We start from the raw sequence: 13454 nt of genomic DNA, 5'->3' as shown, positions 1-13454 counted from the left end.
GGCACCCGCACACCCGAAAGAACCACGATGACGAGCCACCTGGAACGCTACGCGCAGCACCACCCGCGAACGGCGGAAGTGGTGCTGGCGGTGGCGCTGTGCGCCTGCATGTTGCTGGGGGCCGACATCAGCACGGCCGGCTCGACGCCCCCGCACACTCCCTGGGCCGCCCGGGTCCTCGCCCTGTTCAGCGGCGCCGTCCTCCTCGAAGCCCGCCGTCGTCCCCGCACGGCGCTGACCGCCGCCGCGGCGGCCGCCGCGGTTCTGACCGCCATGGGCTACCTGCCCAGCCCCCTGCTGCTCGCCCCCGTCATGGCGTGCCTGTACTGGCTCGCCACCGTCACCGACCCGCGTACCACCGGGCTCTACGGCTACCCCACCATCGCCGTGCTGGTGGCCACCTCCCTGGCCGGGGCCCCGATCGGCGACAACTTCATGCTCCGCTCCCTGGGCACCGTGTTGTGGCTGGCGTTGCCCATGTCACTGGGCGTCCTGAGCCGCTTCCGCCGGGCCTACCTGCGCTCGGCCCAGGACCGCGCGGCACATGCCGAACGAACCCGTGAAGAGGAAGCCCGGCTGCGGGTCGCCGAGGAGCGCCTGCGCATCGCCCGTGAACTGCACGACGTCGTCGCCCACCACATGGCGGTCGCCAACGCCCAGGCCGGTACCGCCGCCCACCTCGCAGGCACCCGCCCGGAGCAGGCCCGCGAGATCCTCACCGACCTGGTCGGCACCACGTCCTCCGCCCTGCTGGAGCTGCGCGCCACCGTCGGCGTCCTGCGCCAGGGCGACACCCCCGAGACCGGGCCGCTGGAACCCTCCCCGGGCCTGGACCGCCTCCCCGACCTGCTGGCCGCCTGCAAGTCTGCGGGCCTGAGGGTCGATGTCTCCACCGGCGGGTCGGCCCGCCCCCTCACCCCCGGCGTGGACCTCACGGCGTACCGGATCATCCAGGAAGCCCTCACCAACGCCACCAAGCACGCCGCCGACCACGTGGCCCGCGTCCAGCTGACGTACGCGGACACCCGCCTGCTCATCACCGTCACCAACGACGGCCCGCCCGTCCGGTCGGCGGTCCCGGGCGGCGGCTACGGCCTGATGGGCATGCGCGAACGCGCCCACTCCGTCGGCGGTGACCTGCACGCGGGCCCCCGCCCCGAAGGGGGCTTCGACGTCACCGCCAGCCTGCCCATCCAGCCCCCGCCCCAGGTCGACAACCTGTCCCACCGGCACGAGGAACCCCGTTGACCATCCGCGTCCTGCTCGCCGACGACCAAGCCCTGCTGCGCGGCACCTTCCGCGTGCTGATCGACTCCTGCGACGACATGGAAGTGGTCGGCGAGGCCGCCGACGGCCGGCAGGCCGTGGAACTCACCCGCGCCCGCCGGCCCGACGTCGTCGTCATGGACATCCGCATGCCCGGCACCGACGGACTCGCCGCCACCGCGGCCATCTGCGAGGACCCCGACCTGGCCAGCACGCGCGTCCTCATCCTGACCATGTTCGAAACCGAGGAGTACGTCGCCCAGGCCCTTCGTGTCGGCGCCAGCGGCTTCCTCGGCAAGTACGTCACGACCGACGTCCTCCTCGCCGGAATCCGCACCATCTCAGCAGGTGAAGCACTCCTGTCCCCAGGCGCCACCCAGGCCCTGATCACCCGCTTCCTCACCACGGCCGCCACACCGCCGCTGGCCCCCCCCGGAGCGCCTCGGCGACCTCACCCCACGCGAGCAGGAGATCACCGTGCTCGCAGCCCACGGCAGGTCCAATGGCGAGATCGCCGAGGAACTCGTCCTCAGTGTCCTGACGGTACGCACCCACATCCAGCGCGCCATGACCAAACTCGGTGCCCGGGACCGGGCCCAACTCGTCGTCATCGCCTACCAGAACGGCCTTGTGCGGCCTGACTCGTCGAAGCGCTGAGCTCGGCCGTTCGCCGACCAGCGCTCACCCCGTTCACAGCCAGCCGCGGCGCATCGCCTGGGTGCCGGCCTGGAAGCGGCTGGTCGCGCCGAGCCGGTTCAGCAGGTGCGCGATGCGGCGGCGGAAGGTGCGCTGGCTGAGATCGAGCTGGCGGGCGATGGCCTCGTCCTTCATCCCGGCGTTCAGGAGTTGGAGCAGCGCACGGTCCTCGGGGGAGATCTCGGGATCGACCGGTTCGGCCGCGTCGGCGGCGGCGAAGACGGGTGTGGCCACGGCCCAGTGCGCTTCGAAGAGTTCCACCAGGGCGTCACTGAGCCCGGAGCGCCGGACGTACGCGGCGGTGGTGCGCTGCCCCGCGTCGGAGCCGGTGAGGGGGAGGATCGCCTCGCGCCGGTCCACGACGATCAGCTTGGTCGGCACACGCGGGAGCACCCGGGCCTGCTCGCCCAGAGCGATCATCTCCCGCAGGACCCGGGCCCGTTCCGGCAGCGCCAGCACCTCGGTGGCGTACGCGGCGCGCACGCTCACGCCGCGTTCCAGGGCGGCCCGTTCGGACGGGGACGTGGTGTCGCCCGGCGAGACGTAGGGCGGCGCGTCGAAGGCGAGGATCTCGTCCTCCGCGCTGTTGACGAGCGACCCGACCCGCCGGGTTATCTCGTTGGGCCCCTCGATGACCTCCACGAGCAGACGGGGATCGGCCCGCAGCTTTCGCTCGTGGTAGTCGGCCGCGTACGTCTCCACCGCAGCGGCGACCCGCTCCAGTTCGCGCTGGCGTGCACGGATCAACCCGGTCAGCCCGGTGCGGGGATCGACGGGTTCGTAGCGCGCGGGCCGCCCCGGGTGGCACTGCGCGAGCCCTGCCGTCACGAGGCCGTCCAGGGCCTGGCGGGCGCGCGCGGGCGCCAGGTCGAGCAGGCCGGCCAGATGGCCCACGGTCAGCTGCTCCTCACGGAGCATCACCCCGTAGGCCCGCTCGGCCACCTCGTCGAGTCCGACCGGCTCCAGCATCGCGGCTCCTTGCGTCCCATTGCCCGGAAATGACCGCCGGACAGGTGGCCTGCTGCGGACAACGGCCGGAACAGGCCACCGGGTTCGTCCCCATCACCGGCGGCTGGCTGGAAAGGTACAGCCACCCCCTCTCGCGGTGACAAAGGAGTGACGGTTCGGATGAGATCCGCAGGCCAAGCCCTACGCGGCGGCGCACTGGCCGCTGCCCTGGCGGTAGCGACGGCGCTGCTGTCCGCACCGGCGGCGCACGCCGCCCCGGCCGCGCACGGACCCGTGCGTCTGAACGCCGCCAAGTTGGCGGAACTGAGCGCGAAGTACACCCGCAGCGCCGACGGTACCTCCGGGTTCGTCGCCGCGGCGGCGTCGGGAGACGACGCGTCCACGTCGTCGACGGCCGCCTCGTCGACGGCCGCCCCCTCGTCGACCGCCGCGTCCGGCACGTCGGCGGCCCCGGCGACGACCGCCATCGACCAGTCCACGACCTGGGAGAGCGCGCGCGGCTCCGTCTCCACCCTGGCCCTGAAGGGCACCGGGGACTGGGTGGCCCTGTCCGCCGGCGGCTCCGTCACCCGCTACGACGCCCACGGCGACCCGGTGTGGCAGCGCACCAGCGGCTCGCTCTACGACGACTGGAAGGTGGCGCCGGCGAACTCCTACCAGCCCCAGGCGTTCACCCCGGTGATGTCCGAGGGCTACAACCCCTACGAGCCGTCGTCGTCCGGCCGGCACCCCTTCGCCCAGGCCGACTTCAACGCTGACGGCGTCGCGGACGTCGCGGTCGCCTACTCGGTGGGCCAGTACCCGGCCCGGCCCTTCACCTCGCCCGGCTCCGACCTGCCGTCGGGCACGTTCGTCAACGTGCTCGACGGCCGCACCGGCCGCATGCTGTGGCACCAGCTCCTGCCGGGATACGTCGGCTCGCTCCTGGCACAGGACGGCAAGCTGATCGTCGCCGACACCACAGGACCGGACTGGGGCGACGACCCGGTGGCCACCCAGGGGGACAGCCGCAGTTCCCTGCTCGCCTACTCCTTCACCGCGCGCAGGAGCGGCGACGTCGCCGCCGAGAAGGCCTGGACGTACAGCACCGGCGCGCCCTGGGCCGACTGGACGGACATCGAGCCCCTGAACGACGGCCGGATCACGGTCGGTTGGACGGACACGCCCTTCGGCCTGGGCAACCCGAGGCCGGCGGCCGGCCACGTCCTGGTCGTGAGCACGGCCGGCGGCAAGGCCCTGGTCGACACCAGGACCCCGGGCTACCCGCGCATCCTCCAGCAGGACCCGGGCTCGGACCGGGTGTTGGTCGCCGAGCAGAACGACCCCTACGACGCGGTGCGGTGGGACCTGACGGCGGTGGACGCGCGCACCGGCGCGCGGACCGTACTGGCCTCGCGTGACAACACCATCCCCGAGGACTTCGTCGTCAACGGCCAGGCCCACGGCAAGCAGGCCCGCTACGCCGTCGCGGAACTCGGCATCAACGCCGACCTGAGCGACGGGCAGAGCACGATCTCCGGTTGGGACGCGGGCGGCGACACCGTGTGGACCCGGCAGACCGCCAGCACCGTCGGCAACCCCGACGCGCCCACCCTGTCGCTGGCCTTCGACGCGTCAGGCCACGGCCAGGTCTACGCCGCCGTCGCCGACAACGTCGCGGACAGCGCGTCGGAGCCGGAGGGCGTCTACCACACCCAACTGCTCGCCGTTGACGCCCGGAACGGCTCTCTCGAGTGGCGCCGTGACGGCGACGTGACCGGCGACCAGGTGACCGCGTACCGGGGCGGCCTGCTCAGCGTCGGGCTGGACCTCAACGCCTGGACGCTGGACAAGGCCGGCGGCAAGGCGGTCGACCTGCCGCTGTTCAGCGAGAACTACGGCGCGGCGTCCATCGACGCCAACGGCGACGGCGTCAAGGACCTGATAGTCGGCGGCCAGAGCCACGGTGTCTTCGCCCTGGACGGCCGCTCCCTGAAGAACGCCGCACCGACCGTCCTGTGGCACACCGCCGTCAGCGCGGCCGTCCACCAGATCCAGGTGGCGAACGTCGCCGACCGGCACGGCAGGACCGCCCCGCACGTCGTCGCCGCCACGTCCCACGGCTTCGCGGTGCTCGACCCGGCCACCGGCAAGGTCGGCGCCGACATCACCACGGGCTCCTTCCAGTACGGCCTGGCCGTCACCAGGGGCGAGATCGTCGCGACCGGTGCGAGCAGCGTCGCCGCCTACACCGCCGACGGCTCCCGGACGTGGCAGTACCGCCCGGCCGGCGTCGGCAGCAAGCAGGTCCTCTACTCCACCCCCGCCACCGACGGCCGGGGACGGCTCTTCCTGGAGTACGGGGGCGCCCGGTCGGCCTTCGGCACCGGACCGAGCGACCCCGCGCCGACCGCCGTGGCCCTGGACGCGGGCACCGGCACGCAACTGTGGAGCGAGCAGCCCGCAAACACCGATACCGCCTCGGCCACCTGGATACAGCAGCAGGCCGGGGCCTTCGCCAGCACGGCGATCCCCGGCACCGGCGGCGCGGGGGTGGCGTTCGCCTTCGGCGGTGACAAGCCCGCCACCGGCAAGCACCGGGTGCAGATCGTGGACGCGGCCACCGGCAAGGTCGTCTCCGAGCACGACTCCACCGGAGCCAACACCTTCCAGGGCTTCGCCGCCTCGGCGAAGTACGGCCTGGTCGAACTGCACTCCTTCCAGATGACGGTCTACCCCGCCGACGGAAGCACGCCCTACGACGTCGGGACGCTCCCGAACAACCAGCAGGGCCTCTTCGCCACCACCACGGGCGGGAAGGAGACGTTCGTCGGGGCCGTCGGCGGCCTTGAGCAGTACGACCAGCCGTTCCCGAAGTCCGGCGACTACCTCTCCAGCACCAGCGAGGACTTCTCGCTGTACGCGGGCACCGCCACCGCAGTGGACCTGACCGGCGGCAAGGCCACCGACATCGTCGGCCTCCCGCTGGACAACGCCGCCTACGACCTCACCCTGAGCACCGGCGGGTTCGGCGCCGACATGATCGCGGTGGACAGCTACCCGCACGGCGTGACGGTCCAGCAGGTCACCGACACCCCGCAGCCGGCCGGCGCCGCCACCCGCTCCGTCCAGCCGCGAAGCGGCAAGGCACCCAGGGACCTGGCCGCCAAGCAGAAGGGTGGCCAGGGCGACAGCGTGACGGCCGCCACCCCGTTCGCAGGCGCCACCCTGCCCACCACGGGTACCGCCACCCCGTCGCTGGAGGTCAAGTCGACCGTCGCGGCCCGGGCGGACGACACCGGCGAACCCACCAAGGGCTACACCCCGCAGCAGATCCAGGCCCGGCTGGGACTGACCGGCGACGGCACCGGACAGAAGATCGCCATCGTCGACGCCTACGACTACCCGACCGCGAAGGACGACCTGAACCACTTCGCCGGCCACTTCGGCCTGCCGCAGACCTGCGACAGCGTCCCGGCCGGCACCGACTGCTTCGACTTCCAGCAGGTGTACGCCGACGGCACCCGGCCGGCCGCCGACGCCAACTGGGAGGAAGAGGAGGCCCTCGACATCGAGTGGGCGCACTCCGTGGCACCGCACGCCGAGATCGTCCTGGTGGAAGCGGCCGACGCCTCCGCCGCCGGGCTCTACCAGGCCGTCGACAAGGCCGCCTCGCTGCACCCGGCCGCCGTCAGCGACAGCTGGGGCATGCCGGAGTTCTCCGAGGAGTCCTTCTACGACGGCCACTGCGCGCTCAGCGACTCCGTGTGCACCCAGTCCACCGGGGACGCCGGCTACCCGGCCGGCTACTCCAGCACCAACCCCTACGCGCTGGCCATCGGCGGCACGAGCCTCCAGTTGGACGCCGACGGCACCACCCTCGGTGAGACCGCCTGGTCCTCGACCGGCGGCGGCCTCAGCTACTTCGAGAAGCGCCCGGCCTACCAGAAGGGCGTGCAGGGCTCGCAGTACCGTGCCACCCCGGACGTCAGCTTCGTCGCGGACCCGAACACCGGCGTGGCCGTCTACACGAGTGCCGGCGGAAGCCCGGTGTGGATGGAGGTCGGCGGCACCAGCCTGTCCGCGCCGTCCTGGGCCGCCCTGATCAGCGCGGCCGACCAGCTCCGCGCCCAGGCGGGCAAGGCGCCGCTGGCCGCGGCCGGACCGCAGGGCGACACCGCCCACACCGATGTGTACGCCCTGGGCCCCCGGCTCGACGACGTCACCGCGGGTTCCAACGGCCTGTGCGGCGCCGAGTGCACCGCGGGCCCCGGGTACGACACCGTGACCGGCCTCGGATCTCCGCTGGCCGGCGTCGACACCGCGCTCGCCGCGATGAGGTGACGGCCCCCGGCCGGGCCGCCCCTGTCCGGGCGGCCCGGCCGGATGCCGCGGGCCCGGATGCCGCGGGCCCGGGTGTCCCGGGGGCCCGGGTGTCCCGGGGACTGTCAGCGTTTGGCGGCTGCCGCGGTGCGCTTGCGCTGCTGGTGCCAGACCTGTTTCTGGATCAGCATCGTGAGCAGGCCGGCCACGATGATGCCCGCGAGGTTGAGGGCCAACTGCCATGCGGAGCCGAGCACTTCGTGCCAGGAGGTGTAGGACAGGGCGAGCGCGGCGTTCGCGGCGGCCGGGACCGTCGTCACGGAGATCGCGACGCCGACCAGCGCGCCGGACTTCGCCGAGGTCAGGGAGAGCATCCCGGCGATGCCGGCCAGCAGGGCCACCACGAAGGAGTCGGCGGTCGGCTGCCAGATGAACTGGGTGGCGGGGTGCGGCCGGTCGAACTGCGAGCGGCTGAACAGCCCGAGCAGGTCGAGGAGCGCGCCGAACGCGCCGGTGACCAGCATCGCCGTCAGGAACCCGATGACCAGGGCCTTGGCCGACTGCCGGACGAGCCTGGTCCTGCGGAGTATCAGCCCGGTGCAGATCCCGGCCAGCGGACCGAACTCCGGACCCACCACCATCGCACCCACGATCAGGATGGAACTGTCCAGCATGACCCCGTAGGCGGCGAGCATCGTCGCCACGGAGAGGAACGCGAGATACGTGACGGTGAGGGTGGACTCCTCCTCGGTCAGGTGCGCCATCGAGTCCCACAGCACCGCGTCCGCGCCCTCTCCGGGGGCGGCCCGTTCCGCCGCGTCCGATCTGCGGGACAGCGTCATGTCGACGGAGTCCACCGCGATCAGCCCGTCCTCCTCCAGACCGAGCCGGCGCAGCCCGGTGAGCAGCGGGTCCGCCGCCTCGCGGGCGACGTCACAGGTCACCACGTCACCGGGCGGGTCCAGGGCGGCACCCTTGAGCACGGTCAGGTGGGTCGCGCCCACGGTCGCGGTGATCAGCTCGGTGGCCGCGCCGGTACGGTCCGCGGGGACGATCAGGCGGAACTGGAGCACGGAGCCTGCCTCCTGCGGGCGTTCGGTGACGGCGCGGCGACCCGTCGCCGCCGTTCTGCCGGCTCGCAGTCTAGGCGACCTCCAGGCACGACCCGCGCCTCGTGCGGAACACCGCGACCCCACACGACGCCCCCGAAGTTCTAGGCCATGGGAACGAACGATCGACGCGCACGGCACCCGGGACGACCCGCGGGGGAACTCCTCCGGAGCAAGGCGCGGCCGACTGGGCTCGATCGGTATCGCCCGAGCCGTTCACACCGCGCGCCTCCCGCGACGAAGGGGAAGACGCATGTCTGAGGGGCAGTTGGCGAAAACCGGCGCAGGGCTGGGCACCGTCACCGTACTGGGGTTCGCCGTCGGCGAGATGTGGCTGCTCGCCGTGGCCGCCGCGATCGTCGTGACCGGTGTCGTGATGCTGCGGCTCGCGTGGCGGCGCAACCGCCCCGCCGGATCATGAGCGGGAACGAACGGCGCGGCAGCGGCACCGGCCGGCGACGCGTCCCCAGGCAGTTCGGCACGATCCGCGTCAGACCCGTCTCCGCGCGCGGCCGCCGTGTGCTGGCCGCGGCCACCGTCACCGCGCCGGCCCTCGGCTACCTCGTCCTGCGCCGGGTGGACGCCTTCACCTCCCTCGGCGGCGGGGGCCGGCCTCCCTTCGTCCTCCTGTACTCCCTGACCTGCCTGTGGCTGCTGTGGCAGACGCTGCTGGCCTACGCCGAACGCCCGTACCGGGCGTCCCCGGCGCAGCAGGCCGTCCTGGACGCCTCCCACGTCTGCGTCCTGATCCCCGTCTACAACGAGGACCCGCTGCTGCTGCGGCGCTCCTTGCAGTCCCTGCTGGACCAGACGCGGCTTCCGGACTCGGTGAACGTCACCGACGACGGAAGCAGCGTCGGCTACGAGGCCGTGCGGGAGTGGTTCGAACCGGCCGCGGCCGATGCGGGCGTCCGGGTCGTCTGGCAGCGCACCGACAACCGCGGCAAGCGGCACGCCCAGCTCACCGCCGCCGCGGCGAGCCCGGACGCGGACTACTTCGTGACCATCGACTCCGACGCCGAACTCGACCGGCTCGCGCTCGACGAACTGCACCAGCCCTTCGCGGACGCCGAGGTGCAGTCGGTGGCCGCCGTGGTCCTGTCGGCCAATGCCCACACCAACTGGCTGACCCGCCTGTTCGACCTGTACGCGGTCAGTTGGCAGCTCAACGAGCGCTCCGCGCAGTCGGTCCTGGGCTCCGTCGTGGTCAACACCGGGGGCTGCGCCTCCTACCGGGCGCAGGTAGTGCGGGACAACGCCGACGCCTACCTCAACGAGACGTTCATGGGGCGTCCCGTCACCTTCTCCGACGACTCCTTGCTGACGCTCCTGGCCAAGCTCCGCGGCAGGACGGTCCAGCAGCCGACCGCGTTCGCCCGCGCCACCATGCCGCAGAACCTCAGCCACCACCTCCGCCAGCAGATCCGCTGGATGCGCGGCTCCGCGATCCGCTCCTTCTGGCGCGTGAGGTACCTCCCGCTCAAGGGCTACGCCTTCTGGAACCAGGCACTCAACTGGTTCATCACCCTGGCCACCGCCGCGGTCTTCACCTGGTTCATCCTCCTGCAACCGATCAGCAGGACAGCCCCGCTGGCGGTCCTTCTCCTCATGCCCATCGCGCTCGGCTACCTCCACAGCCTGCGCTACCTGGCCATCCGCCCCGACAACGAACGACTCCGCACCCGACTGCTCGTCTTCGCCTGCGCACCCCTGATGACCCTGTGGAGCCTCACGGTCCTGCGCGCCGTGCGCTGGTACGGCTTGGCGACCTGCGCCCGCACCGGCTGGCTCACCCGCGAGACCGTGGAAGTGTACGCAGACGGCGCGGTGCCCCTGCCCTCCGGCCCGCACCGCACCGCGGCGGGGGCCGCACCGCGGGCGTCCGACTGACCGGCATCGCGACCACCGGCTTGCTTCGGGGAGCGGCGCCCTACCTCGCCGCACCCTCGGCCTCCGCCTCGTGCGCCGCGTGCACGCGCAGTACGTTCTCCACGACGTCCGGAAACCGCTGGAGCGCCTCGTCGCGCAGGGACACGAAACACCGCGTCCCCTCCATGCGGTGCCAGGTCAGGCCCGCTTCCCGGAGCGTCCGCATGTGATGGCTGACGGTCGAGGGCCCTACTCCCAGCTGGAAGTCCTCCCGCACGTGCTCCCGGTGATCGGACAGCACCGTCATGATCCGCAGCCGAGCCGGGTCGCCGAGGGCGGACAGGACCTGGGCGAGCGGAATCCCCTGCGGATCGGGGTGACGCAGCTGACGTGGCATAGGGACAGCCTACATACATCGATGTTCGACGAATATCGATGTATGGTCGATCCGCATCCGCCGCGGACGCTGTCGCGGGCTCTGTCGCGGACCCACGTCCGCCGGATGCGGACCTGCCACCCGAAGGAAGGGAACACGAGGCGATGGACTTCCTCGTACGCATCAACACCTCTCGCGCATCCGAACTGCCCCCCGGTGAACGCGAGGACCTCATCAAGCGGGAGCGCGCCCGCGGACGCGAGCTCATGAGCCAGGGCGTGCTGCGCCACTTCTGGCGCCTGCCCGGTCAGCGCGCCAACGTCGGCATCTGGACCGCCCCTGACGCCGACGCCCTGGAAGAGGCGCTGGAGAGCCTGCCCGTACGCCCGTACGCCGACATCGACATCACGCTCCTTGCCACGCACCCCATGACGATCGAGGCCGCGGCCGCGTCCTGACGAACGCGCCACCAGGGATGCCGCCGGCGCCACTGGCGGGCATCCGCGGCGCGGAGCGGCGCCCCGCCCCCTCAGAGCGAAGGCGCCGCTCCACGTCAGGAACGCCCGCTGCGGAGCGTACGGTTCACCCCTTGCGTACGAGGGTCCGCAGCTCGTCCGTGGTGATGAGGTGGGCGCGGGAGGGGAAGACCTTGGTGATCAGGGTGGAGTGCGCCTCGGGGTCGCAGTCGGCGACACCGTCGGACAGCACGTAGACGCGGTAGTCGCGGTCGGCGGCGTCGAGCAGGGTGGACAGGACGACGCCGCTGGTGGTGACGCCGCTGAGGACGAGGGTGTCGATGCCCCGGGCGCGGAGCTTGTCCGCAACCTGGAAGCGGCGACCCGGCCGCGACCGGAAGACCGATGATCTCGGGCGGGCGGGTAGGCGAGGGCCGCTGTCGCCGCGCTTCCAGACCGGTCAGCACTGGCCGGAAACGTCCCGCGCCTGTCCGCCGCACGCCCCCTATGGCAGCCAGCACTCCAGTGCCATGTCCGCGATGTCCTGGAGTTCGTCGCGGCTGAGGCCGCTGGCGGCCTGGACGGCGATGCCGAACGCCACCGTCATCACGTGTCGGGCGAGCCGTCGGGGGTCGGCGTCGCGCGGCAGATCGCTCTCGTCGACGGCCCGCCGGAAACGCTCCTCAAGGCGCAGAGCGCCGGTGTTCCGCCACTCGACCAGCATGTCGTGCGCGGGACGCCCCGCTTCGCTCGACGCCAACGCGCCCTGCACGCCCAGGCATCCCGCAGGGCAGCCCGGGCGTGTCGTGGTCCGGACCGCTCCATGGAGGATTGCCTCGGCCACGCCTCGTGCGGTCGGCTCCTCAAGGGCGCGCGTGCCGTAGTCGGCCGGGCCCTCGCTGTAGCGCTCCAGGGCTTTGCGGAACAGTTCCTTCTTGTCGCCGAAGGCCGCGTACAGGCTTGGCTTCGTGATGCCCATGGCCTTGGTCAGATCGGTGAGGCTGACCCCTTCGTATCCCCGCTCCCAGAACAGCTGCATGGCGCGCTCAAGCGCCTCGTCGATGTCGAATTCCCGAGGCCGACCCATGACGACGTTCCGCGAACCAGCCATGTGTGCAGGCTACTCCACTACGAGCGGCGATCTGGGCTGAAATGTATACCGATCGGACTAGAAGGCGTATGCCCTCGGATGGCCTTGGTTCTCACCCGCGACGGCGGTCGTCAGGCGCTTCGCGGAAGGCGTCGTCGCGGGCGGCCCGCGGTCGCGTGCGGCACACCCGCATCGCTGGCTTGGCGACTTCTATTCCGATCGGAATAGAAGTCGGGGGGTCGAGGTTCCCCCTCCGTGGACGCCGCCGTGAGCGAGTAGAGCGGGGGAGCGTCCACGTCATCAGCACCCAGTACCGCCCGATCGCGGGCGACAGAGAGGCACCATGTCTGACACCGACCTGCGCGACATCGAAGCGCTCGACGCCCGTAAGCCCGACGGCATCGCTGTCGTCACCGGCGGCAGCCGCGGCATCGGAGCCGCCATCGCCGGCCGTCTCGGCGCCGAGGGGTACACCGTCGCAGTCCACTACCGCCAGGACGAGGCCGCCGCGGCCGACGTCGTGGGGAAGATCGTCGCGGCCGGTGGCGCGGCGTTCTCCTTCGCCGCCGACCTGGCCGAACCCGACTCCGGCACCGCCTTCTGGGCCGCCTACGACGCGGCCGCGGGCGAGTTGCGCGACGCGCCCGTGCGGATACTGGTGAACAACGCCGGGATCGTCGTCGACGGCGTCATCGAGGAGACCTCCGCCGAGGACGTCAACCGCCTGCTGCAGATCAACGCCACCGCGCCGTTCCTGATCATCAAGGAAGCGCTGCCGCGCCTGGCCGACGGCGGACGCGTGGTGAACGTCTCCTCAGGCGCCGCCCGCCTCCCCATGCCCGGCATCGTCGGATACACCATGTCCAAGGGAGCCCTCGAAGCTCTCACGGGCCCGCTCGCCCAGCACCTCGGCCCGCGCGGCATCACCGTCAACGCCATCCGCCCCGGCACCACCGACACCGACATGAACGCCCACTGGTTGCGCGGGAACTCCGAGGCCATCGCCGGCCGCGTCGCGGCCCGCGCCCTCCGCCGCATGGGCGATCCCACCGACGTCGGCGATGTCGTCGTCCTTCTCGCCTCCCACGACGCCCGGTGGATCACGGGCCAGATCATCGACGCCACCGGCGGCGAGCGCCTGTAGCCGGCACCCCTCCGCGGACAGGGGCGTGCACCGCCGCTACGGCGACGCGGAGACCGGCGTCGTAGACGCGGTGCACGCCTGCGGCCGCGGCGGCTTGATGACCGGCCGGGAAGTCCGCGTCCGCGGCGGCGCCGGCCAGGTCTCGTCCCGGTGGGGGGGGGGTCACCCAAGCACAAGC

Annotated in this window: 11 protein-coding genes and 2 pseudogenes; 8 read left to right on the top strand and 5 right to left on the bottom strand. The window is 72.1% G+C overall.

Annotation, left to right across the window (positions count from 1 at the left end; all coding sequences use genetic code 11):
* Positions 1 to 27: 27 nt before the first annotated feature.
* The 3 genes and pseudogenes from AC3ERT_RS13020 (at position 28) to AC3ERT_RS13010 (ending at position 1923) form a co-directional block, all read left to right on the top strand.
* Positions 28 to 1248, top strand: a complete 1221-nt coding sequence (locus tag AC3ERT_RS13020; RefSeq protein ID WP_435174090.1) for a sensor histidine kinase — start codon at positions 28 to 30, stop codon at positions 1246 to 1248.
* Between the two features lie 53 nt (positions 1249 to 1301).
* Positions 1302 to 1538, top strand: a pseudogene (locus AC3ERT_RS13015) (response regulator); the annotation flags it as partial.
* A 205-nt stretch (positions 1539 to 1743) separates the two neighbouring features.
* Positions 1744 to 1923, top strand: a complete 180-nt coding sequence (locus tag AC3ERT_RS13010; protein WP_435174088.1) for a response regulator transcription factor — start codon at positions 1744 to 1746, stop codon at positions 1921 to 1923.
* A 33-nt stretch (positions 1924 to 1956) separates the two neighbouring features.
* On the opposite strand, the gene AC3ERT_RS13005 is transcribed toward AC3ERT_RS13010, so the two are convergent.
* Complete coding sequence (locus AC3ERT_RS13005; protein WP_335979800.1) at positions 1957 to 2931, bottom strand: helix-turn-helix domain-containing protein; 975 nt, start codon at positions 2929 to 2931, stop codon at positions 1957 to 1959.
* A gap of 159 nt (positions 2932 to 3090) precedes the next feature.
* On the opposite strand from AC3ERT_RS13005, the gene AC3ERT_RS13000 reads away from it, so the two are divergent.
* Positions 3091 to 7254 (top strand): S53 family peptidase, encoded by a 4164-nt coding sequence (locus tag AC3ERT_RS13000; RefSeq protein WP_435174086.1) that lies wholly within the window; start codon positions 3091 to 3093, stop codon positions 7252 to 7254.
* A gap of 104 nt (positions 7255 to 7358) precedes the next feature.
* Here the strand turns inward: AC3ERT_RS13000 and AC3ERT_RS12995 are convergent, their stop codons facing one another.
* On the bottom strand, positions 7359 to 8306 hold the full coding sequence (locus AC3ERT_RS12995; RefSeq protein ID WP_435174085.1) for a DUF389 domain-containing protein: 948 nt from the start codon (positions 8304 to 8306) through the stop codon (positions 7359 to 7361).
* A gap of 289 nt (positions 8307 to 8595) precedes the next feature.
* Here AC3ERT_RS12995 and AC3ERT_RS12990 point away from each other — a divergent pair, with 289 nt between their 5' ends.
* Positions 8596 to 8763 (top strand): hypothetical protein, encoded by a 168-nt coding sequence (locus AC3ERT_RS12990; RefSeq protein ID WP_435174083.1) that lies wholly within the window; start codon positions 8596 to 8598, stop codon positions 8761 to 8763.
* The gene (locus tag AC3ERT_RS12985) at positions 8760 to 10232 is read left to right on the top strand and encodes a glycosyltransferase (protein ID WP_435174081.1); all 1473 of its coding nucleotides are present in this window, start codon (positions 8760 to 8762) and stop codon (positions 10230 to 10232) included. The genes AC3ERT_RS12990 and AC3ERT_RS12985 overlap by 4 nt, the downstream gene beginning before the upstream one ends.
* Positions 10233 to 10272: 40 nt before the next feature.
* Here AC3ERT_RS12985 and AC3ERT_RS12980 read toward each other — a convergent pair whose 3' ends face one another.
* Positions 10273 to 10608 (bottom strand): ArsR/SmtB family transcription factor, encoded by a 336-nt coding sequence (locus tag AC3ERT_RS12980; protein ID WP_335979791.1) that lies wholly within the window; start codon positions 10606 to 10608, stop codon positions 10273 to 10275.
* A 143-nt stretch (positions 10609 to 10751) separates the two neighbouring features.
* Between AC3ERT_RS12980 and AC3ERT_RS12975 the strand changes: the two genes are divergently transcribed.
* A complete protein-coding gene (locus AC3ERT_RS12975; protein WP_435129827.1) occupies positions 10752 to 11045 on the top strand; it encodes a muconolactone Delta-isomerase family protein in 294 nt (97 codons plus the stop codon).
* 124 nt (positions 11046 to 11169) lie between these two features.
* Here AC3ERT_RS12975 and AC3ERT_RS12970 read toward each other — a convergent pair.
* Together AC3ERT_RS12970 and AC3ERT_RS12965 are read right to left on the bottom strand one after the other, a co-directional pair.
* Positions 11170 to 11397: pseudogene (locus tag AC3ERT_RS12970) on the bottom strand (isochorismatase family protein); the annotation flags it as partial.
* 150 nt (positions 11398 to 11547) lie between these two features.
* A complete protein-coding gene (locus AC3ERT_RS12965) occupies positions 11548 to 12153 on the bottom strand; it encodes a TetR/AcrR family transcriptional regulator (RefSeq protein ID WP_435174079.1) in 606 nt (201 codons plus the stop codon).
* A 322-nt stretch (positions 12154 to 12475) separates the two neighbouring features.
* Between AC3ERT_RS12965 and AC3ERT_RS12960 the strand changes: the two genes are divergently transcribed.
* Positions 12476 to 13276, top strand: coding sequence for an SDR family NAD(P)-dependent oxidoreductase (locus tag AC3ERT_RS12960; protein WP_435129821.1), 801 nt, complete (start codon positions 12476 to 12478; stop codon positions 13274 to 13276).
* The last annotated feature ends 178 nt before the right edge of the window (positions 13277 to 13454 follow it).

Source organism: Actinacidiphila sp. bgisy145 (assembly GCF_057708125.1).
The sequence above is the reverse complement of the archived record's forward strand: the minus strand, read 5'-3'. Positions and strand labels throughout refer to the sequence as shown.

Coding starts and splice junctions, on each gene's coding strand:
- AC3ERT_RS13020 (WP_435174090.1), top strand. CDS start 28: ATGACGAGCCACCTGGAACGCTACGCGCAGCACCACCCGCGAACGGCG.
- AC3ERT_RS13005 (WP_335979800.1), bottom strand. CDS start 2,931: ATGCTGGAGCCGGTCGGACTCGACGAGGTGGCCGAGCGGGCCTACGGG.
- AC3ERT_RS13000 (WP_435174086.1), top strand. CDS start 3,091: ATGAGATCCGCAGGCCAAGCCCTACGCGGCGGCGCACTGGCCGCTGCC.
- AC3ERT_RS12990 (WP_435174083.1), top strand. CDS start 8,596: ATGTCTGAGGGGCAGTTGGCGAAAACCGGCGCAGGGCTGGGCACCGTC.
- AC3ERT_RS12985 (WP_435174081.1), top strand. CDS start 8,760: ATGAGCGGGAACGAACGGCGCGGCAGCGGCACCGGCCGGCGACGCGTC.
- AC3ERT_RS12980 (WP_335979791.1), bottom strand. CDS start 10,608: ATGCCACGTCAGCTGCGTCACCCCGATCCGCAGGGGATTCCGCTCGCC.
- AC3ERT_RS12975 (WP_435129827.1), top strand. CDS start 10,752: ATGGACTTCCTCGTACGCATCAACACCTCTCGCGCATCCGAACTGCCC.
- AC3ERT_RS12965 (WP_435174079.1), bottom strand. CDS start 12,153: ATGGCTGGTTCGCGGAACGTCGTCATGGGTCGGCCTCGGGAATTCGAC.
- AC3ERT_RS12960 (WP_435129821.1), top strand. CDS start 12,476: ATGTCTGACACCGACCTGCGCGACATCGAAGCGCTCGACGCCCGTAAG.